14 protein-coding genes are annotated in these 20,314 nt (G+C 48.0%); 11 read left to right on the top strand and 3 right to left on the bottom strand.

Annotation, left to right across the window (positions count from 1 at the left end; translation table 11 throughout):
- Positions 1–6: 6 nt before the first annotated feature.
- The 9 genes from hemL (at position 7) to cobA (ending at position 10,961) form a co-directional block, all read left to right on the top strand.
- The gene (hemL, locus tag OXN25_15515) at positions 7–1,290 is read left to right on the top strand and encodes a glutamate-1-semialdehyde 2,1-aminomutase (protein ID MDE0426261.1); all 1,284 of its coding nucleotides are present in this window, start codon (positions 7–9) and stop codon (positions 1,288–1,290) included.
- A gap of 44 nt (positions 1,291–1,334) precedes the next feature.
- Positions 1,335–2,315, top strand: coding sequence for a polyprenyl synthetase family protein (locus tag OXN25_15510; protein MDE0426260.1), 981 nt, complete (start codon positions 1,335–1,337; stop codon positions 2,313–2,315).
- An 85-nt stretch (positions 2,316–2,400) separates the two neighbouring features.
- Entirely contained in the window at positions 2,401–3,576 is a 1,176-nt protein-coding gene (locus OXN25_15505; GenBank protein ID MDE0426259.1) for a hypothetical protein, read from the top strand.
- A 120-nt stretch (positions 3,577–3,696) separates the two neighbouring features.
- Complete coding sequence (locus tag OXN25_15500; GenBank protein ID MDE0426258.1) at positions 3,697–4,560, top strand: hypothetical protein; 864 nt, start codon at positions 3,697–3,699, stop codon at positions 4,558–4,560.
- Between the two features lie 63 nt (positions 4,561–4,623).
- Positions 4,624–5,466: a cytochrome c biogenesis protein CcsA gene (gene ccsA / locus OXN25_15495; GenBank protein ID MDE0426257.1), complete on the top strand. Its 843-nt coding sequence runs from the start codon at positions 4,624–4,626 to the stop codon at positions 5,464–5,466.
- Between the two features lie 23 nt (positions 5,467–5,489).
- On the top strand, positions 5,490–7,046 hold the full coding sequence (locus OXN25_15490) for a tetratricopeptide repeat-containing serine protease family protein (GenBank protein ID MDE0426256.1): 1,557 nt from the start codon (positions 5,490–5,492) through the stop codon (positions 7,044–7,046).
- Positions 7,047–7,160: 114 nt separating this feature from the next.
- Positions 7,161–8,462, top strand: coding sequence for a glutamyl-tRNA reductase (gene hemA / locus OXN25_15485; GenBank protein MDE0426255.1), 1,302 nt, complete (start codon positions 7,161–7,163; stop codon positions 8,460–8,462).
- Positions 8,463–8,514: 52 nt separating this feature from the next.
- On the top strand, positions 8,515–9,426 hold the full coding sequence (hemC, locus tag OXN25_15480) for a hydroxymethylbilane synthase (GenBank protein MDE0426254.1): 912 nt from the start codon (positions 8,515–8,517) through the stop codon (positions 9,424–9,426).
- Positions 9,427–9,437: 11 nt separating this feature from the next.
- A complete protein-coding gene (gene cobA, locus OXN25_15475) occupies positions 9,438–10,961 on the top strand; it encodes a uroporphyrinogen-III C-methyltransferase (protein ID MDE0426253.1) in 1,524 nt (507 codons plus the stop codon).
- A gap of 117 nt (positions 10,962–11,078) precedes the next feature.
- Here the strand turns inward: cobA and OXN25_15470 are convergent, their stop codons facing one another.
- The 3 genes from OXN25_15470 to OXN25_15460 form a co-directional block, all read right to left on the bottom strand.
- The gene (locus OXN25_15470) at positions 11,079–11,393 is read right to left on the bottom strand and encodes a hypothetical protein (GenBank protein MDE0426252.1); all 315 of its coding nucleotides are present in this window, start codon (positions 11,391–11,393) and stop codon (positions 11,079–11,081) included.
- Between the two features lie 133 nt (positions 11,394–11,526).
- A complete protein-coding gene (locus OXN25_15465) occupies positions 11,527–13,023 on the bottom strand; it encodes an Nramp family divalent metal transporter (GenBank protein MDE0426251.1) in 1,497 nt (498 codons plus the stop codon).
- 65 nt (positions 13,024–13,088) lie between these two features.
- The gene (locus OXN25_15460) at positions 13,089–14,117 is read right to left on the bottom strand and encodes an Ldh family oxidoreductase (protein ID MDE0426250.1); all 1,029 of its coding nucleotides are present in this window, start codon (positions 14,115–14,117) and stop codon (positions 13,089–13,091) included.
- Positions 14,118–15,152: 1,035 nt separating this feature from the next.
- Between OXN25_15460 and OXN25_15455 the strand changes: the two genes are divergently transcribed.
- Both OXN25_15455 and OXN25_15450 read left to right on the top strand, forming a co-directional pair.
- Complete coding sequence (locus tag OXN25_15455; GenBank protein MDE0426249.1) at positions 15,153–18,017, top strand: lamin tail domain-containing protein; 2,865 nt, start codon at positions 15,153–15,155, stop codon at positions 18,015–18,017.
- 577 nt (positions 18,018–18,594) lie between these two features.
- Positions 18,595–20,314 (top strand): hypothetical protein (locus tag OXN25_15450; GenBank protein MDE0426248.1); only part of this gene is annotated, 1,720 nt, incomplete at its 3' end.

The raw sequence follows: 20,314 nt of genomic DNA, 5'->3' as shown, positions 1-20,314 counted from the left end.
AACGCTTTGGAGGACAGTAAATCCTTAACCGCATGGCAAAAATCACAACAATTCATTCCGGGCGGTGTTAACAGTCCTGTCCGAAACTTCAGTAAGGTCGGTAGTCACCCGCGTTTCATCGCCCGCGGGGCAGGCTCGAAAATCTACGACATCGATGAAAATGAATATATTGACTATGTTGCCTCTTGGGGTCCCTTGGTTTTGGGACACGCCCATCCGAGTGTTGTAGACGCTATCAGTGCGATAGCAGCAAACGGCACCAGTTTTGGTGCGCCGACAACATTGGAGACGGAACTCGCCGAAATCATTGTTAATGCAGTGCCTTCGATCGAGCAAGTCCGTCTCGTCAACTCTGGCACTGAAGCCACAATGACTGCGATTCGCGTCGCACGCGGGTATACCGGGCGCGATAAGATCATTAAAATTGACGGATGCTATCACGGTCACGTGGACTATCTCTTGGCAAAAGCAGGTTCAGGGGTCGCTACTTTCGGGCTTTCTGATAGCGGTGGTGTCCCTGAAGATTTCGCACGCAATACACTCACCGTACCATTTAACGACGCCGATGCTGTCCGAGAAACTATAGAAGCCAATCCAGACGAAATCGCATGTCTCATTCTGGAACCGATTATGGGGAATATGGGTATCATCCCTCCCAGAGATGGTTATCTCAATGAGCTCCGTGAGATTACGGAGGCGCACGGCATTGTACTCATTTTTGATGAAGTTATCACAGGGTTTCGAGTGGCTTATGGCGGCGCACAATCTCGCTATAACGTCACGCCAGACATGACCTGTTTAGGAAAGATTATTGGGGGCGGTTTACCTGTTGGGGCTTACGGCGGGAAACGGGACATCATGCGATGCGTTGCACCGGAAGGCGATGTCTATCAGGCAGGAACACTATCGGGTAATCCGTTAGCCGTTACTGCAGGCATAACAACGCTGAAAAAGCTCGCTGAACCAGGGGTTTATGAACAACTTGAGAACAGTGCTGCTGCGCTCGCAGACGGTCTCGCTGAGGCGACAGAAGAACACAATGTTGACGCATGGCACAGTCGTGTCGGTTCGATGTTGATGCTTTACTTCACGCCGGAAACCGTCACAGATGCCGATGGTGCCCGCACAGCGGATACGGATCGTTTTCAACAATACTTCTGGGGACTCGTAGAACGGGGTGTCTATGTCGCACCCTCTCAGTTTGAGGCAGGTTTTGTCTCTTTGGTTCACTCCGAAGACGATATCAACAAAACCGTTCAAGCCGCAACACAAGTATTGGCTGATCTCTAAGGGGAAAATACGGGAAGGGCAGCCATAAGGGCTGCCCCTACATTATGTCCAACTTTGATCAAATCGTCCAATTGATTGCCGACGACCTCGCTGCTGTTGAGACGAGACTTACTGAAGAGAGCGCAAGTGAATATAGTTTCGTTGACATGGCAGTCCAGCACGTCGTTGGAGGGGGTGGTAAGCGTCTCCGTCCAATTCTTGTTGTGCTTTCTGCTAAAGTCTGTGGATATGAGGGCAGCGATGCACATACCCTCGCTGCTGTTGTTGAACTCATCCATGTCGCATCACTTGTTCACGACGATGTGCTTGATGAAGCAGCTATCCGCCGCGGGCGCGAAACTTTACATGCAAGGTGGGGTAATAAAGTTGCAGTCCTCGTTGGAGACTACTTACACGCTCGTGTCCTCTCTATGCTCGTCTCCCGTCGCGCCGATGATCCAGCGATGGCGATCCTCGCTGATACCACGCAAGCGATGTGTGAAGGTGAAGTCATACACGCATACAAAAGTGGCGATTTTGACATCTCCGAAACCGAATACCTCAAAATTATCAGTTTCAAGACGGGTAAACTGATTACGGCTTCTTGTACCCTCGGTGCGCATCTCGGCACAACCGATTCCAAACAGATTGAGGCACTTACTGTCTATGGACAACAAATTGGGATTGCCTTCCAAATTGTTGATGATGTCCTTGATTTTGCAGAAAATCCAGATAAATTGGGAAAAAACACGTTCGGGGACCTCCGTGAAGGGAAACTCACTTTTCCGATCATTTATGCTCGGAGTGTTTGTAATGATGATGAGAAACAGATGCTGGAAAAAGTCCTGAATCCCAACACAGACGAAACAGAGGCAATCGTTTTTGTTGAATCTCTGTTCCAGCGGTATGGGGTCGAAGCCTATTGCCTGAAAATCGCACAAGATTACGCCGACCGCGCCAAAGCAGCGTTAGCAGCCTTTCCTGAGACACCTGCCCGTCTCGCGCTACAACAACTCGCAAATTACGTCGTCTCACGAGAGTCATAAGAAATAGTCGTCGGTTAAGACGGGCATGGTTAATTAGAACCTTCTTTGACCGATAACTGAAAACTGATGACCGACAACCATTAAAATGTTTTATCCAGCATACATAAACCTTCAAGACCGAAAATGTCTCGTTGTCGGTGGCGGCACCGTTGCCGAACGAAAAGTCGTTACCATGCTTCTCAGCGGTGGGGACGTTACCGTAATCAGTCCAGACGCAACGGAATTGCTAACGTTCCTCTCACATCTCGGCACAATTCGTTGGCATAAGCGACAGCTGAAGGCAGGTGATACCAACGGCTATTTCCTCGTCTGTGCTGCCACTGATTTTACAGATATCAATTCCGCTGTTTTCGCGGAAGCACACGAGAAGAACAAAATCCGTTTAGTCAACGTCGTTGACGTTATCCCGCAATGCACCTTCGCTGCTGCCTCGGTCGTAACCGACGGCGAACTCATGCTTAGCATCTCAACGAGTGGTAAAAGTCCCGCAACCAGCCGCCGTATCCGTGAATATTTTGAGACACTCCTAAACGCAGATTCGTTATACACGCTCGGTTATGAGGCTGAAAAACCTGTACCGATTAAGAATCAAGGACTGCCGTATCCGGTCTATCTCCTGTTAGAAAATCGAAAATGTGTTGTTTTATGTGAGCAGAAAACGGAGGAGATTGAACGTCGTGTTTCGCTGTTACGCCAGTCTGGTGCTTCGGTTTTATGTCCGGCACCCGACACTGTGGATCGGCATTATCTTGAAGATGCGTTCCTCGTTATTGCAGACGAAACATCTACGGTGAACACGCCGTGTGAAAATGGAGACAGATTCATTTGGGAGTATCTTGATGAACCGGGTGCCGGGACCCATTTCACACCCCATCTTGTAACAGATGATAACCTGATAATTAGCGTCGCTGCCAGAAGCAGTGCGGGAACTGAGAAGGCAGAACAACTCCGTAAGAAACTCGCGAACCAATTTGAAAACAATGGGTACGGGGCATTTATCGAATTCCTCGGTGCACGCCGCTCTGAAATTCTCAAGTCTTTTCCGACATCCAAGAAGCGTGCTGACTTTTTTGAGTTGCTCATTGACAGCGTTGAAGATACAGTATCGGGGTTACAAACCCCTCCTACAAAATGCTGCCTTGGACTTACAAATCCGGAGTGTTCTGCTGAATGCCTCTTCAACTGGGTTCGGAATGGTAGGCTGGAACATGCGAATGCCTTTGTCTCCAAACTACTTGACAAAGCACACCAATGTTGCTAAAATTGCATCAGAATAAAAACGTTACGCCTTTTTCGAGACTTTCAAAACGGTTGAGAACTGCTTTAACGATCTCACGGGGATAAGAGACATTCCTGCCTTGATGCACAAAGGAAGAAAATCATGAATACGCGAAACGATTTTGAATTCAAGCAAAGAAAGTATATGCCGGTCTTTCCAAAAGCGAGCGGAAAACCGACCGTTTTTATACAAGGCTACCCTTATGAGGACGACGAGCCTATGTCCGCAACCGGATACCACGCTGAACAAATTCGTGTTTTTTCTGACCAGATCTCGCGATACTTTCAAACCCATCCACACATTTATGTCGGTGTTGACAGTTTTATCTACTACCGTGAAGGCGACATCGGAAAATTCGTTGCTCCGGATGTTTTTGTTGTTTTTGGTGTCGAGAAGTATCCACAGCGGCGGAGTTTTTATACATGGTCAGAAGGTGCCGTCCCTACAGCTATTTTTGAATTTCTTTCCGATTCAACAGCCTATCGGGATCGGCATGGAAAATTTGAAGTCTATCTCGACGATATGGGGGCGCAAGAGTACTACATCCATCAACCTGAAATGAAGAAACCCCCAGAGTTTCGAGGGTGGCGGCGAAGCCCATCGGGGGATATCCTTGAAATCGTCCCAGACGTACAAGGCGGGCTATTTAGTCAAGCACTAAACCTCTATTTCCGATGGGAGGATCAACTGCATACGCATGTCAGATTGTTACGCCCCTATCTCCCCGATGGCACCCCCATTACAACTTCTGTTGAAGAACATTACCTACGCCTCGCAGCAGAAGAACGCGCAGTAAGCGAATCCGAACGCCGCCTCGCAGCAGAAGAACGCGCAGTAAGCGAATCCGAACGCCGCCTCGCTGCTGAAAGACTCGCCAGAGAAGAATCAGAGCGACGACAGGCAATAGAAGCCGAGTTAAAACGTCTCCAAGCACAACTCGCCAACTCTGAAAATGAAAACGAATAACACATCAGCAGGACAGTTATATCTACACGCTGTCTGCCCTTATGGTCTCAAAAAGCAGGGAATATGATAAATTTTCTGTTTCTCGTCACCCTTTTAATATACTTAGCAGCAAGCATTTTTCACACCCTTTCGCTGGCTATCGGCAATCGGACTGAAGCCTCCGTAATTCGCCCAACTATCGAACGAATTGCTTTTTGGTGTACTATCATCGGTTTCGCCTTTTTGACTGTTTTTATCGCACTTTGGTGGCTACTGCAGGGGCATTTTCCGATGACACACTGGACCGACTCCATTGCTTTTTTCGCATGGGCGATCACGCTGATTTATCTACTCATTGTGCGTTTAACGCAGCTCCGCACACTCGGCAGCTTCGTCATGCCGGTTGCTTTTATTGCGATACTCATTTCATATAGCTTCGCAACGCACACCGCTGCCCTCCCCGAACCCTTGCAAAACTACTGGCTTCTGGCGCATACCTCACTTATTTTTCTTGCCTACGCCGCATTCATCGCCGCCTTTGGATTTGGGTTGATGTATCTGATAGCAGAGCGGAAAATTCGTAGAAAAGCGGATGCTCTTCTTGACAACCTTCTACCCTCTCTCGGTATTTCCGATGAACTTGGATATCGCTGCACGATTCTCGGCGTAATTCTGCTCACAATGGGAGTTATCGTTGGAAGTCTCTGGACACAATATATCCGAGATGTGCCGTGGAGATGGATTGATGCGAAAGTGATCTCTACATTGGTGACGTGGCTTATCTATGTAGCGCAAATCGGTTGCCGCCAGTTTTGGGGATGGCACGGACGTAGAGCCGCCTACGCCGCAATCCTCGGGTTTGTTGCTGTTCTCTGTACCTATGTTGGTGTAGACCTCTTTTTAGACAGCATGCATACATACCGCTAATACGAAAAATAAGGAAGACCCTTATGAACTATAACAGAAAATTCTTATCTGCTTTGCTCGTTTTATTAGGAATTCTTTTTTCATGTACGCGGGCTCCCCAGCAAATTGCCAAAGGAAACATCACGTCCGTAAGTAGCTTAGCAGTTGAAAAAGGAGAAGGTTCTACAGTACAAATACGCTTGGTTAGAGCATCCGGCAAATTAGCTCAGATTGGTAGTGGTTTCTTTGTGGCGCGTGATAAAATTGCAACCAACTTTCACAATGTCGCTACCAAAAATCTCGTCTTTGCAAAGTTAACTGACGAAAAAACAATATTGGAGGTTGAAGGGGTCACAGCATTTGATGTCGAACATGATTTAGTTATTTTAAAGGTATCAGGAGCAGGCGTACCCTTTTCCCTTGGGGACAGCGATGCTGTTGAAATCGGCGAACCAGTCTCTACCTTGGGGTACCCTGAAACAAAATACAGGGTCACGGCAGGTATCATACATGGTATTAGCGATAACCGCAAAGCGTTTCGAGTGAAAGCCGAGTATGTTGGTGGCATGAGTGGTGGGCCCGTACTGAACAGCAAAAGGGAAGTCATAGGGGTTGCTGCTGCCAGTACAGGAATTGATGGTATTGCCGTTGCGTCAAATGTTCTCAAGTTACTACTTGCCCAATCAGATTCAATAGAATCTCTGAAACAATTTCGGAAAAGAGACCTTGTCCGTGCTTATACCCACGTAATGCGGGGACGGCGTGAAATCTTTCGTGGGGATTACATTGGAGCAATAGGTGCGTTTGATAAAGCGATTGATCTATACCCAGAAGGGGCTGATATCTTCTATGGATATCGCGGGTGGGCAAAGTGGCTTCTTGGTGAGTCTAAAGAGGCTAAGGGAAATAGAAAGGAAGCACAGAATTGCTATAACGAAGCGATGTCAGACTTAAACAAAGACATTGAACTAAGTCCAGACGATTCAGGTTTACCAGAAGCTTACAGATTCGGCGGTTATGCGAAAACTAAGTTTGGTGAATTTGAAGATACTAAAGGAAATGCAGACGAAGCATTGGATTACTATAACCAGGCAATTGCACACTTTAATGAAGCTGTCAAACTTAACCCGGAGTACGCTGGGGCCTACAGCAATCGCGGTTATACGAAGATTAGATTGGCTCAATCTGAAGTCACCCAAGGAAATGTAGACAAAGCGCGGATACATTATCAAACAGCCATTGAGGACTGTACGAAGGCTATCAAGTTGAGCTCAGAGTATGCTGAAGACTCCTTGATGCGCGTTTATGCGAAATACAGGCTTGAACCAGAAAACGTTGATACCTACAAAAATCGTGGTGATGCGCAGCTTTACCTTGCTAAACTTAAAACTGCCCAGAATAATATGGATCAAGCAGAAAGCCATTATCGCGCTGCTATAGAAGATTATACTGAAGCGATCCGCCTAAAATCTGATTACGCAGATGCCTACTACAATCGCGGACTCGCAAAGCAAGGCCTTGGACTACAAGAAGAGGCGAAAGATAATTTTCAGAAAGCTGCGGAATTGAATTCGGAAATTGAAGGTCCACGAGGGAATTAAACAGTTTTTAGGACCCTCAGACTCGCTTGCTTCCTAAATTTGACATGAGCCGTAATCTGTGATATAATTTACCAAATACACGCGTGTACATCTTTTTAAATTTCTTGAAAAAAAATGAACCAGCTTGTCTCCGTCGGAACCAGCCATCATGTTGCTCCCATTGAGTTTAGGGAGAAGTTGGCGTTTTCCGAAGAACAACTTATTGAATCCCTCCAACGCTTGTGCGAATCTGATCAGGTTCAAGAGGCAGTGATTCTCTCTACCTGTAACCGGGTGGAACTTTATGCGGTTGCGCATGCAATTCGAAATGCTGATGCAGCCGCCAAAATGCTCCTTGAGTTTCTTGCCCAATTCCATCAGATGCGCGTCGAATCGCTCAAGAAATGGTGCTATCTCCACCATAACCTTGAGACGATCCAGCATCTCTTCAGAGTGACATCGAGCCTTGATTCTATGGTCGTCGGTGAGTCCCAAATATTGGGGCAAATCAAAACCGCTTACGACCTTTCGCGTTCATCGGGTGCTGTAGGCTCTATCCTCAATCGACTTTTCACCAAAGCCTTTAGTGTTGGTAAACGCGTCCGTTCCGAGACAGCAATCACTACGGGTGCTGTCTCTATTAGTTACGCCGCTGTTGAACTCGCCAAGAAAATTTTTAATACGCTTGAAGGCAAAACTGTCGCGATTCTTGGAGCCGGTGAAATGAGTGAACTGACTGCGAAGCATCTTGTTGCGAATGGTGTTTCCAAGGTCATCGTTGCAAACCGCACTTATACGCGCGCCGTCAAAGTCGCCGAGAAGTTTAACGGAACACCTCTCCCTTATGATAGCAACCTTGATTTCCTCATGGATGCAGATATTGTCATCAGTTCTACGGATGCACCGTATTATCTCATCAATCGACAACCCCTTGCGGACATCATGCGCAGACGCAAGCACCGATATATGTTTCTCATTGACATTGCAGTGCCACGCGATATTGACCCCGACGTGAGTAAGGTTGATCATGCTTTCCTATACAATATTGATGACCTTGAAGCTGTTGTTGCCTCCAACCTCCAAGACAGACAGCAAGAAGCCGTCCAGGCAGAACGGATCGTCACTGAAGAAGCCAAACGGTTCTACAACCAATTACAAGTCTTTCAGGTTAATCCTACAATTAAGGCAATCCATCAGCAGTTTCGGCAGGTCGCTGATAGCGAATTGCAAGCGTGCTTCTACAAAACAACACTCTCCGATCAGCAGGAGGCTGCTATCACCTCTATGACGCAGGCTATCGTTAAAAAACTGCTCCATCATCCCATGCAAAATCTCCGATGTGCTGTCAACGATGGTGATGCCGATCACGCGCAATATGTCCAAGCCTTACAAGAACTGTTTGAACTGGATGTTAACGATGATAATTCGGAGTTGTAGGTAAATCTATACCTCGGTCATTACACACCCCTTTAAGTCACAAGGAACTTTGATGCAGAACTCGCTTACAATCGGCACACGTGGTAGTCAACTCGCGCGCTGGCAAGCACAATTCGTTAGAAATCAATTGGAAACCCATTTTCCGAATCTTGAAGTCCATATAGAGGTCATCAAAACCACTGGGGACACCAATCCAGAGGCTTCACTCCTTGGGCTCGGTAAAGGGGTATTTACCAAAGAGATAGAAGACGCGCTCTTGACGCGGGACATTGACATCGCAGTCCATAGTTTGAAGGATCTTCCGACAGAGCTGCCACAAGGTCTCTGCATCGCTGCTATTCCAGAGCGAGAGGATCCCCGAGATGTGCTTATCACTGCTACGGGATTCCCCTTGGAAGATTTGCTCGGTGGTGCAAAGATCGGCACTACAAGTCCACGTCGGAAGGCGCAACTTCTGGGTATGCGTCCGAATCTGCGGGTCGTTGATGTCCGAGGGAACATTGATACGCGGTTACGCAAACTTCGTGAAACTGACCTTGACGGCATTATACTCGCTGCGGCGGGAATCAAACGCCTCCTCGAACCCGAAATTATCACACAATATTTTGATATAGAACGGATGGTCCCCGCTGTCGGACAGGGTGCCCTGGCGATTGAAGCACGGGAAGGCGATAGGACTGTCGAGGCTTTGCTCGCACCTCTCAACGATTCGCAGACGGTTGCTGAGGCTACTGCTGAAAGGGCTGTATTGGAAAGCCTCGGCGGTGGATGCCAAATCCCTGTGGGTGCGCATGCTTGGCATGCTGATGGTGAACTTTCGCTTATTGCCGCCGTGTGTCACCCGGAAGGAATCCATCGTATTGTAGAGACTGCCACCGGGACACCTGATGCAGCAAAATACTTGGGCGAAATCGTAGCCGAAAAACTTCAAAGTAGTGGGGCAACTGAACTGTTGAGGTTATAGGGGAACTCCTGATGAACGCATCTTCAGATAAATCGGATACCGGCATTGTTTATATTGTAGGTGCGGGTCCAGGCGATCAAAAACTTATCACACTCAAAGGTGTAGAGTGTCTCCAACGCGCAGATGTTGTCATCTATGATTTATTGCTGAACGATGCCCTCTTGGAACACTGCCCGGCGCACACCGAGAAAATCCGAGCGCCCGACCCAAGAATCCGAGCGACGCGCCAAACTGAACTCAATCAGATGCTTGTTGAACATGCGAAAGCCGGTAAAGTGGTCGTGCGTCTCAAAGGCGGAGACCCTTATATCTTCGGAAGGGGTGGCGAAGAGGCAGTCGCTCTCACCGAGGCGGGTGTTCCGTTTGAGGTGGTTCCGGGGATTACTTCTGCGATTGCTGCATCCGCTTATGCTGGCATTCCTGTCACACATCGCGACTATGCTTCGTCGGTAGCGTTTGTTACAGGGCATTCCGCCGCATTGCGTCCCGATTCAAACATCAATTGGGAGCATCTTGCCACAGCGGTAGATACGCTCGTCGTCTACATGGGTGTTGCCCATCTGCATCAGATTGCTGAACGGCTTATAACACACGGCAGAGACCCGCAAACCCCTGTGAGTTTGGTCCGTGTGGGGACCACACCACAACAGCAGGTCGTCCAAGGCACCTTGGATGATATTGTTCAAAAGGTTGAAGCAGCCCAACTGGAAAGTCCGGCAGTTATCGTCGTCGGTGAAGTGAACCGGCTCCGTGAACAACTCCGATGGTTTGACACCAAACCGCTTTTCGGGAAGCGAATCCTCGTTACACGCGCCCGTGCCCAAGCGAGCGGGTTCGCTGAACTTTTGGAGGCAAACGGTGCCGAAGTTATCCAATTCCCTACCATAGAGATTCAACCTATTGAGAACGTGGACATACCTTCTCCGAAAGGATACGATTGGATTATCTTTACAAGTGTTAACGCCGTGGAAATCTTCTATGAACGCTTACGCGAAAATGGGAAGGATGCTCGCGCATTCAGCACAAACAAAATCTGTGCCGTTGGACCAAAAACAGTGAATGCTCTTAACCACATCGGCATTCATCCCGATTTTGTTCCATCGCACTCCGGTGGAAGTGCTATCGCTGCTGAAATGGAGGACATGAGGGGGAAAAAAATACTCCTGCCACGCGCGAAAATCGCCACTGCCTACCTACCCAACGGTTTGCGCGAGAAAGGGGCAATTGTTGATGAGGTCGCTCTCTACGATACCATCAAAGTCGTAAGCAAAAATCGAGATGAAATTGAAGCCGACCTCTTGAGCGGCAGGATTAATATCGTCACGTTCACCAGTTCCTCAACGGTTACAAACTTCTTGGAGATGTTCCCGACACATGCTCCTGAAGTATTACTCGCTGATGTCAAGGTCGCCGTGATTGGTCCCACAACGCAAAAGACAGCCGTAGAGAATGGTGTGAAGGTTGATGTGCTTGCGAGGGAAACCTCAATAGAAAGCCTTGGAGAGACAATTATTGGAGAGTACCAAAGGACGTGAGATGTAGCAGTTCAATCTTGCAAGATATGCTATCGCCGGGGGGAGAGGCAGCTTATCCGAAAAAGAAAGATTTCAAGAAGGCTGCCACACCGATGAGAATAGAAGCGACGATTCCGGTTATTTTCCAGTTTCACTTTTGTCAATTTTTTGTTCCTTTATATGATCAATAAGCCCATCAAGTTTTGCTTCAACTCTCGTCTGACTCACACGCAGGTCGGTACCCTCTTTTCGGAGCTCAATCATTTCCGTTCGAGTTTCCTTCAATTCAGACTCGATCCGGTTCAATCGCTGTTCTTGTGCGTCGTTTTGGACTTTCTGGAGGTCGTCACGTGCCTTCTGTGCAGCATCAAGTGCTTTTACATCGGACTCAAGATTTGTAAAACGCTTCTCTATATCCGCCAGTTTTTGGAGGATCTGTTCATTTGCTTGCATTGGGTTCCCCCTGTTTGCGAATATTTGAAAGGGCATAGCCAGAAGTCATTGCCTATGTCTATAGTATATCCTATCTTGGATACAAAGTCAAAGCAAGTTTTGATCCAGGCATAGCCCTACTTAATGAGGCAGCTTACCCGAAAATCGGGAAAACATAAGGCACAAGCACTTTTTGATAGACGGTGATAGTCCCGAAAATCGAATAGTACCCAGCGCACAGCACCAATCCAATCTGTTTCCACAACGGTGCTTGGATCTCTGGCGGTAAGAATTTTCGGTTCACGTAAAGCGTATGTAATGCCGAAAATACGAGTAGATACCCACCAATCGTTGCCGATACGAGGATCATAAAGAACGGTTTGGCGAGATACATTGCAATGATGCCCCAGAGAATATAAACCGCCAGAATTGGATAATAAATCCATTTCGCGCTATTTTCACCCAAGTTTCTTGCCCGTCTTACCCCAGTCCAGATAATATCGGTAAAACCGCGCGGCACGCCATCTACGCCACCGAGTTGTGTCGAGAACAGAACCCAGAAACCGCAGAGCAGTGTAAGGTACCAGAGACTCCTACCACCTTTTTCCTCAAGTCCCTCCGCTTGCATTGCCGCTGCCGACCACTGTTCCATCTCCTGTCCCTGAGGCACGTACTGCAAGGTCAACATTGCAGGCAACGCGATACCGACGAAACACCCGATCATCCAAATATAATACTGTTCAAACTTGACATATTTCCACCATTCTTTAAACTTCTGTAGGTTTTCGGGTGTAATACGAAACACTTTGCCCCAGTGTGAGAGGGTTACGTGCTGGCCACCAATCATGGAGGGAATCGCACCGACAAGGCTGCTCATGCCCCACCCTTTATCGCGGACGTAATGCGTAATGCCAACATTGCCTAAGCCACCGCTACCCGCATACGCCGCGAATGCACCGACCAACAGCCAATTGACCTGCCCGTTTTCTCCTGCAGTCGGGAGTGCTCCGAAACTAAAGAACCCTTTGATAACGCTCCACCAGACTTTCGGCGACACCATAAACAGGTCTATGACGACAAGGTAGCTGATGATCCAAATGACCATAAAGAGTTGTACTTTTTCAAGCGAGTTGTAAATTTTTCCACCGAATAGCACAATCCCTAAGCAGGAGAAAAAGATGAGATATGCGAACACACGCACCGTCCCGCCATCTGCGTCTTGTGGCATATAACCGAGCCATGCGGCAGCCAATGCCGTCGCAGCCGTCATTGCCCAGCCGGGCCAAATCCCGAAAAAGTTGATACCTGAGTAGAAAGTCATCCAAAAAGGCGCGCCGGGTTTACATCGCATATAACCGCTCATCATCGGTTCGCCGGTGTAAAGTGTATAGCGAATTGCTTCTGTGTTCAGGATAACCTGAAGCAAGATGGCGATTGTCGCAATCCAGAGCAACCTACCCCCGTATTGTGCGGTAATCGCAGGACCCAGCAGCCACTCACCACTTCCAATTGAACCCCCTAACGCAATAATACCGGGACCTAAGATATTTCGGAACGCTTTCCCAAATTGATACGGTGGTGGTGCAGGTAAATCGTCAACCTCCCAATCGGGAAGTGTACCGCCATCTACAGTTTCTTTGGTTTCTGCCATATTATTACCTTCTCTCTTTAGGTTTTGATTGTGGATTGAGACATTGAGATGTTATTGTCTATTTCTTACCATTCCCAACAAATTGGGACATCTAACTTCTCTGCGAGGTCTGCGAGACCACGTAAATGGTCTACATGGATCGGAATGCCGTTCTCAAGATAGTTATCGTAGTTATTCCACTCGATTTCACCGGGAAGATAGGCTTGCGCCACGCCTTCTGCTGTTTTTGAAGTGTGAATCTTACCGATACCGCGCTGGATTTCCTCGGTATACCCTTCGTAATCCGTGAAGCTCGCAACATTCAGCGCGAAAAAGAAGTGTTCAGATGGATCGCCGGATTTATTACACGCCATCAAACCGCCACATAGAGGACCCGCGAGGATGCCCATAATAAGTGCTAATCCGTAACCACGAGGTCCCGCTGCGGGTGCGAGGAAACGTCCCTTATCTGGATCGCTCGTCGGTTGACCTGTCTCATCTATAAGCCATCCTTCAGGAATCGGTTTACCATACATTCGGAGTGTGCCGATTTTCCCCCAAGCAGAAACGCCACATGCCATATCCAGTACGATGGGATGTCCATCACCAACAGGCAAGGCGTAACTCATGGCGTTGTTTGCGACTACCGCCTCCGCGCCGCCCGGTGCTATAATAGAGGCACCGCCAGTGTTCGTCGTCGAAAATCCGATCATCTGTTTTGATGCCGCCATGATTGAATAGCACGCCGCCGCACCGAAATGCCCAGCGTTGCGGACACCTGCCGCCGCAATACCAGTTGTCTCGGCTTTTGCTATCGCTGTTTCCATTGCCAATGTGCTTGCAAGATGTCCAATCCCGTTATCGCCATCAACAACGGCGAAACTCGGTCCATCCGTTGCAATACGAAGTTCGGGTTTCGCATTCATCTTACCCTCAAGAACGAGGTTGAGGTAGCCCGGCAAGGCACGTGTCCCGTGTGAATGGACACCGCGTAAGTCGGTGAGCACCTGATGTCTCGCGATTGTTGCCGCATCTTCCGAACGGAGTCCTGCCTTTTCACAGAGCGTTCGAGCGAAATCCCGTAACTTCGCTGAATTTACCACAATTTCCTGCATAACATCTTCTCCAATCGTGAATTATCCGCCTATTTTAGCAGAGGAGCAAGTATCTATCAAGCAAAATCTAATTTTGAGGGTGTGTAAAGTTTTTGTTCTTTCTTCAACCTAGAGGCATTCAATTCTCCAATAATTTTGATTTTCTGCCGAAGCACTTTGCGTTGTCCGAGCGAGTGTTTTTGCTTGGGTGTTTCTTTAGGCTCGCGACCCCTCCGCAGAAATGTCTAAAAAAACCGACAATTGAATGGCTCTGTTCTTCAACCCCGTAGGGGTGACATCTCTGTAGAAATGCTTCAACGAAATATTTACACCTTTTGCGGCGAAGGTTACGTTTTCCTCTGAAGGTTACGTTTAACGTACTTTGTCAAGTTAAAATACAAAAAAAATGAAAAAAAGTAAAAAAAACATGAAATTACGTGTTTTTTTTTAAAAAATTGTGGTTTTTGTTATTTTTTTCTGAAAAAATCTGAACGTGGGGAGTTTCGCGCGTCAAAAATTATCCAAAAAGTGATAATGAGTGCCACTATATAGTATGTAACGCGCCCCTTCCAGCCTTCCTACCGAAATATTTTCATTTTTACTTATCCTATAAAAAGTGTTGAAAATAACGTTTTACGTTAAATGTCTTATACTTAATAGCAACGAGTGTTACAAAGTTAATTTTCACACACGTTTTGCCAGTGGACGAGTCGATTTCCGAGACGCGAGGGGTTTCTCCTATAAAAAATAATAAGGGAAATAGGAAAATAACGCTTCTCTTTAAGGAATGGCTCACATAGGGATAAATGTAACCTACGGCAAGAGTTTGAAAATGGACGACGCTGTATTCAAATAGGCAGCGTAGCAAAACACCTCGTTACCGCTGCAGACGCTGCAGCACATTAGGTTAGGTTCAAAAAAGAATAGATATCCACATCTCTGGATACACATTCTTATGTATATAGTGTTAGAGACATCGGAAGGGTGGGGATCCTGAAATCCACGCCGCCGATAAATGTTTATCTTTATATTTAGTATTTAAGGAGAATATAAGTGATGTTGTCAAAGAAATTGACATTTTCCTTAGTTTTCGTTTTGGCATTAGCGCTCGTTGCGGCTCCAGCATTTGCACAGCAGATGTGGATCAGTAATAACCTGAATGTTAATGGTGATAGCGATGCCACTTCAGGTCCTCTAGGTATGAATGGATTCGTTCTTTTTGAAATGAATGGATCTACCGAGGCAAGCACTGGGACACTTGATACTGCAGTAGCTCAGGTTTTAGCCACTCCTGCTACAGCTTTTCCAAATCTAAGGACTCTGTTCGCGGGTGGTGGGACGGTTGAACTCTTGCTGAGAGAAGCGGCCGATACCAGTCTCACAGACGGTAAATATGTGCACGAGAAGGGGCCTCGCCTCGTTATCAGCGAAATCGTTTGGGGAGTTAATGCTGACCCGGATGCAGGTGCTGCTGATGGTGCCGGGATTCAGTGGATAGAAATTTTCAACAACGGTGCCCCTTTATCAGCAAATGATCGGGTACATCTCTTGTTCACCAGTAACAGGCGTGTCCAGATGGAAAAGCAGCCTCTCAAATTCGCATCTGGTACTACTGAGGCTGCACCTGGTCCATATACACCTTCTGTAGCAGACGACGCTGTTACTTTGAACTACAGAGTCGTTGACCGTGTGAGCACACGTGCCCAGAATGGTAATCTATTCATGCTACCCGGTACCGCAGAGGGGCGTCTCACAGCAATTCCAGCCTCCACTACCATTGCAGTTGCAGGCGTTCCAGCTGTCCCCCTCGTTTCTGCGTATCGTAAGGGATGGAACGGGACAAACTATAAAGCCGTTAATGGACACGGTGCCACGAATATTAACGACGATAACGATACCCAAAAGGCACAAACTGAGCGCCGATTTGTTGGAGACGGTAGCGATGCAGGTCGTTGGGGTGCAACCGCTGCACTTTACAACGTAAGAGTTCCGGGTGATGGAACAGCTAATGCTACTGTTTCTGTAATTGCCACACCCGGAGCACACGAAACCTCCAGCGGTGTCGGTGTCAATCTACCACGTCCGGCAGCGAACCCCGCCTCTCTCTCAGCGACGGGTGTTATCATCAACGAGGTGCGTAACGATACCTCCGAAGCAAACCTCGACTGGATTGAACTCTTCAACAACACCGATCCGAGTGCCGCGGGTGCTGTTCCGCAAAATCTCAACAACTGGCAACTCAGTCTTGTCAAAAAGGTTGATGAAGAGATAGTCCTTGCCAAGCTGCCAAGTTACAAACTCCAACCGGGCGAATATCTCGTTATCTACAACCGCGATCCAGGGGATACTATCCTTGCAGGCGGTGTCAATGTTGAAAAAGTCGCCGCGCGAGAGCACGTTGAAAAGGGTGCCTCACACAAGTATGTAGTTAGTTCCGATTTGAATCTACCGAATAGTGGGAAGTTCCTTATCATCCTCAGAACAGGGACTGATAAGAACAAATCGCACGAGAAAGTCAAGGATATCGCCGGTAACGGATTCATTAACAAAGGGGTAGAAACGCCAACTTTGAATAACAAGACGAATGTCTGGCCCTTGGCAAACTGGAAAGTTCCTGGTGATCGTGATGATGGTGGTGACTTCGGTGGCGGTAACACATTCGCCAGCACCAGTCAATCCTTCGGACGGACCATTGGTCTGAACGATAAAGGTGTCTACTGGCCCAACAGCGGTGGCAATAGGCTCCATAAGGATCATTGGCAGCGTTTTGGATACCAGGGCACGGGCTATGATCGCAACGTTGATACGAACTATGCACCGGGAACACCGGGGTACGCGAATGTCTCCATCAACGTCGTTGCTGATGATCGGGATAACGCCGCTGGCAAGTCTGATTACGCCTTCGGTGGCACGGTCACGATCAGCGAAATCATGTACGACGCGGGTCCACGCTGGAATCTCATCCAGTGGATTGAACTCTACAACTCGTCCATGATGGAAACAATCAACCTGAACGGGTGGATGATGGAAATTCGCAACGAACAGACAGACGTCGAGTCCTTCGTGGATTCCAGTTTTGAGTTCGACAGTGATGTCTTTATTCAGCCCAACCAGACGTTGCTCCTCGTTTCCGGCACAGGTGTTAACGATGTAGATAACAATCGCGTCTATAACCTCTACGCAGAACACCGTCGTGAACTGGGTCTTGTCGCTCGCGATAGCAGACTCCTGAGCAGTGCAGGTTTCTACCTCAAGCTCAGTGCGAAAATCAATGTTGGTGGTGCATCAGAGATGATGGTCATGGACGAAGCGGGTAACGTGATGGTGGAAGGCGCAGCCCGCAAACATGTATGGGATCTCCCCACACGTGGTGATGTGCGTCAATCCCTCGTCCGTCAATACGGCACGCGTCAGATTGATGGTACAGCTGACATGGCGAGTGATGGGACGATGTCTACCTCTTGGAATCAGTCCGACATCGCGGGTGCAGGTATCAGTTTCTACGGACATCGTAATGATGTCGGAACTCCCGGCTACCGTCTCGGTGGTCCACTGCCCGTCTCGCTCTCCAGCTTCCGTCCCGTGCGTGATGACGCAACGGGACACGTCGTCGTCCGTTGGATTACACAGTCTGAACTCAACAACGCCGGATTCAACATCCTGCGGAGTGAAACCAAGACGGGTGAATTCAAGGTCGTCAACGTCAAAGGTATTGTTCCTGGACACGGCACGACATCTGAAAAGCATGTCTACGAATGGACGGATACCACGGCGAAACCCAACGTTGTTTACTATTATCAAATCGAGGATGTGTCGTTAGCTGGCAACCGCACGACGCTTGCGACGACGCGTCTGAAAGGTCATGTCTCTGCAGCCGGGAAGGTCACCACGACGTGGGGTGATTTGAAAGATGTTGACTAAGCTGCGGAGCAAACAAGGTTATTTCAGGGATACAGTCTATTTGAACTAACCTACCAACCGATAAAGGCGGTGTATCCCTACACCGCCTTTATTTTTTTCTATCTTCTTTTGTAGCATAGGCTGTTAGCCTGTGCATAATAATCGGATGGACGCGGATTATCGGAAATCGTCTGAAGCAGGATTTTCAAGATTGATTGGGATTTTCAGGCGGAAGGGTGTATCAGTTGCCGTAGCGCAAACTTCCAGTTTGCGTGCTGAAATGCACAATCTAAAGATTGTGCTACAAAGAGACAAGGAGCGTGTCAGAAACCAATCTGCTTGCAGCCAAAAACAGGGATCCGTCAAAAAGTGCTGTAATCCTGAAAATCCCTGTAATCCTGAAAATCCTGCTTCAGACAGGAATATTATCTAACATCATATTTTCAACGGTAAAAAAATGGAACTGCTTTCTTTACAGGTTGGGTGTTTTTGCTTGGGTGTTTCCCCACCAACCCTTTTACACATCGAAACATTGAGATTACAACAGAAAATTCAGGGGTAGAACCCCTCCTACAAATAAATGGAGAAGGTATTTCTTATGAAACATTTAATGACACAGAAATTCATTTTTGGTCTGCTGATAGCTCTCGTGCTGGCGTTTGGGGTGCAAGGAGTTGTAGAGGCACTTACACTAACGGCAACGTCCAGTGTAAGTCAGTCGGCACGAATGGGATCTACATTTGAGATGTCATTTAGGGTAGGACTGAATAACCCTAAAGACATAAATGATTTCAATTCAAATAGTAGGCATATCAAAGCCCAAGTAGCGGATCGTCAATATGCGGCCGAGGAGCGAATCCGTTCTAATGTTGCTGTTAGTAGGACTGTAGATGCAGGTTGGACTGCTGGCGACACTGATTATTACACGACATCGGCTGTGGACACAACAACAGTTGTCGGACTCGCCATTACAACTACCACCCGAAATTGGGGGATTTCACGCAGTGATGATGCTGACCTGCCAGCTGGTAAAACTTGGACGTCAGGGGATTTAACGGATCGTCAATATGCGGCCGAGGAGCGAATCCGTTCTAATGTTGCTGTTAGTAGGACTGTAGATGCAGGTTGGACTGCTGGCGACACTGATTATTACACGACATCGGCTGTGGACACAACAACAGTTGTCGGACTCGCCATTACAACTACCACCCGAAATTGGGTAACTGAAAGTAATGCTTTCTATTACAACGATGAAGCGATTGAGTTTTGGATTGAGCGAACTGGTAATCCTGACGGGGTTACTCCTGCGGGAACTCTTAAGCTGAAAAGACCTTCTTACGTTCTTCCAGGTAGATCAGATGATGAATCTGGTTCAACTACAACTGATGTATCAACCCGGTCCCTACAGGAGCGGGTAGATATAGGTCTTCCCAGTACTATAAGTTTAGTTTATGAAGATGCTACTGTAGGAATACATAGAATAAAAGTCTGGGATGCGACACCGCTCGTTGATTTTCCGCCGGACGCGGTGCCCAGTAACAATAGACCGCGGGCAAGGACAACGTTCACACTTCGTGTAACGCCGTCTAGCACAGATATAGCGGAGAGTGATAATATAGGACCTGGGAACCAAAGGATACCGGTGCAGGACGCTGTTGTACCCGTAAGTGCCGAACTCACTGTTACCCCTACTACTGGAAATCATAGGATTCGTTATGAGATTGTGAAAGGAAGTGGATCCCTGTATGTGGGAACACTTGAAGAGGAGTATACAAGGCCAAGCTCAACGTTGTCAGTGCATCAAGGTTCCAACGTGTATCTCAAAACGAATAACAGTTCTAACGAGGTTCATGTCTGGTTTGCGGGTGAGGATCGTACTGCACCGCGCGCGACGATTGTGTTTGAGTATAGAGGACAGGCACTTCCAACGACAAGGACGCCTACAACGACACCTACAACGCCCACACCAACACCTGTATCAACAACGCCATCCCTCACACTCTCATCAACAACAATCTCAGGCGCAGCGGGGAGTTCACAGACGGTTACGGCGACTGTCCAGCGCGGCACGAGTCTTGCACCGGGCATCGCGGTAACCTTCCAAGTCGGATCCCTCACGCCTGTCGTGCTGTCAACGAATACGAGTGGGCAAGTATCGCACACCTTCACGCTCCCGAGTGCGGATACGACACTCACTGTGAGTGCGAATGTGTTAGGAACGCCTGTATCGGCATCTGCTACACTTGATGTCACTGGCACGACTGATACAACAGATACAACCGACGACACAACACCCGTCCAAGTGCCAACGGACATCC

This window comes from Candidatus Poribacteria bacterium, assembly GCA_028820845.1.
GTDB lineage: Bacteria > Poribacteria > WGA-4E > WGA-4E > WGA-3G > WGA-3G.
The sequence above is the reverse complement of the archived record's forward strand: the minus strand, read 5'-3'. Positions and strand labels throughout refer to the sequence as shown.

Coding starts and splice junctions, on each gene's coding strand:
- OXN25_15510 (MDE0426260.1), top strand. CDS start 1,335: ATGTCCAACTTTGATCAAATCGTCCAATTGATTGCCGACGACCTCGCT.
- OXN25_15505 (MDE0426259.1), top strand. CDS start 2,401: ATGTTTTATCCAGCATACATAAACCTTCAAGACCGAAAATGTCTCGTT.
- OXN25_15500 (MDE0426258.1), top strand. CDS start 3,697: ATGAATACGCGAAACGATTTTGAATTCAAGCAAAGAAAGTATATGCCG.
- ccsA (MDE0426257.1), top strand. CDS start 4,624: ATGATAAATTTTCTGTTTCTCGTCACCCTTTTAATATACTTAGCAGCA.
- OXN25_15490 (MDE0426256.1), top strand. CDS start 5,490: ATGAACTATAACAGAAAATTCTTATCTGCTTTGCTCGTTTTATTAGGA.
- hemA (MDE0426255.1), top strand. CDS start 7,161: ATGAACCAGCTTGTCTCCGTCGGAACCAGCCATCATGTTGCTCCCATT.
- hemC (MDE0426254.1), top strand. CDS start 8,515: ATGCAGAACTCGCTTACAATCGGCACACGTGGTAGTCAACTCGCGCGC.
- cobA (MDE0426253.1), top strand. CDS start 9,438: ATGAACGCATCTTCAGATAAATCGGATACCGGCATTGTTTATATTGTA.
- OXN25_15470 (MDE0426252.1), bottom strand. CDS start 11,393: ATGCAAGCAAATGAACAGATCCTCCAAAAACTGGCGGATATAGAGAAG.
- OXN25_15465 (MDE0426251.1), bottom strand. CDS start 13,023: ATGGCAGAAACCAAAGAAACTGTAGATGGCGGTACACTTCCCGATTGG.
- OXN25_15460 (MDE0426250.1), bottom strand. CDS start 14,117: ATGCAGGAAATTGTGGTAAATTCAGCGAAGTTACGGGATTTCGCTCGA.
- OXN25_15455 (MDE0426249.1), top strand. CDS start 15,153: ATGTTGTCAAAGAAATTGACATTTTCCTTAGTTTTCGTTTTGGCATTA.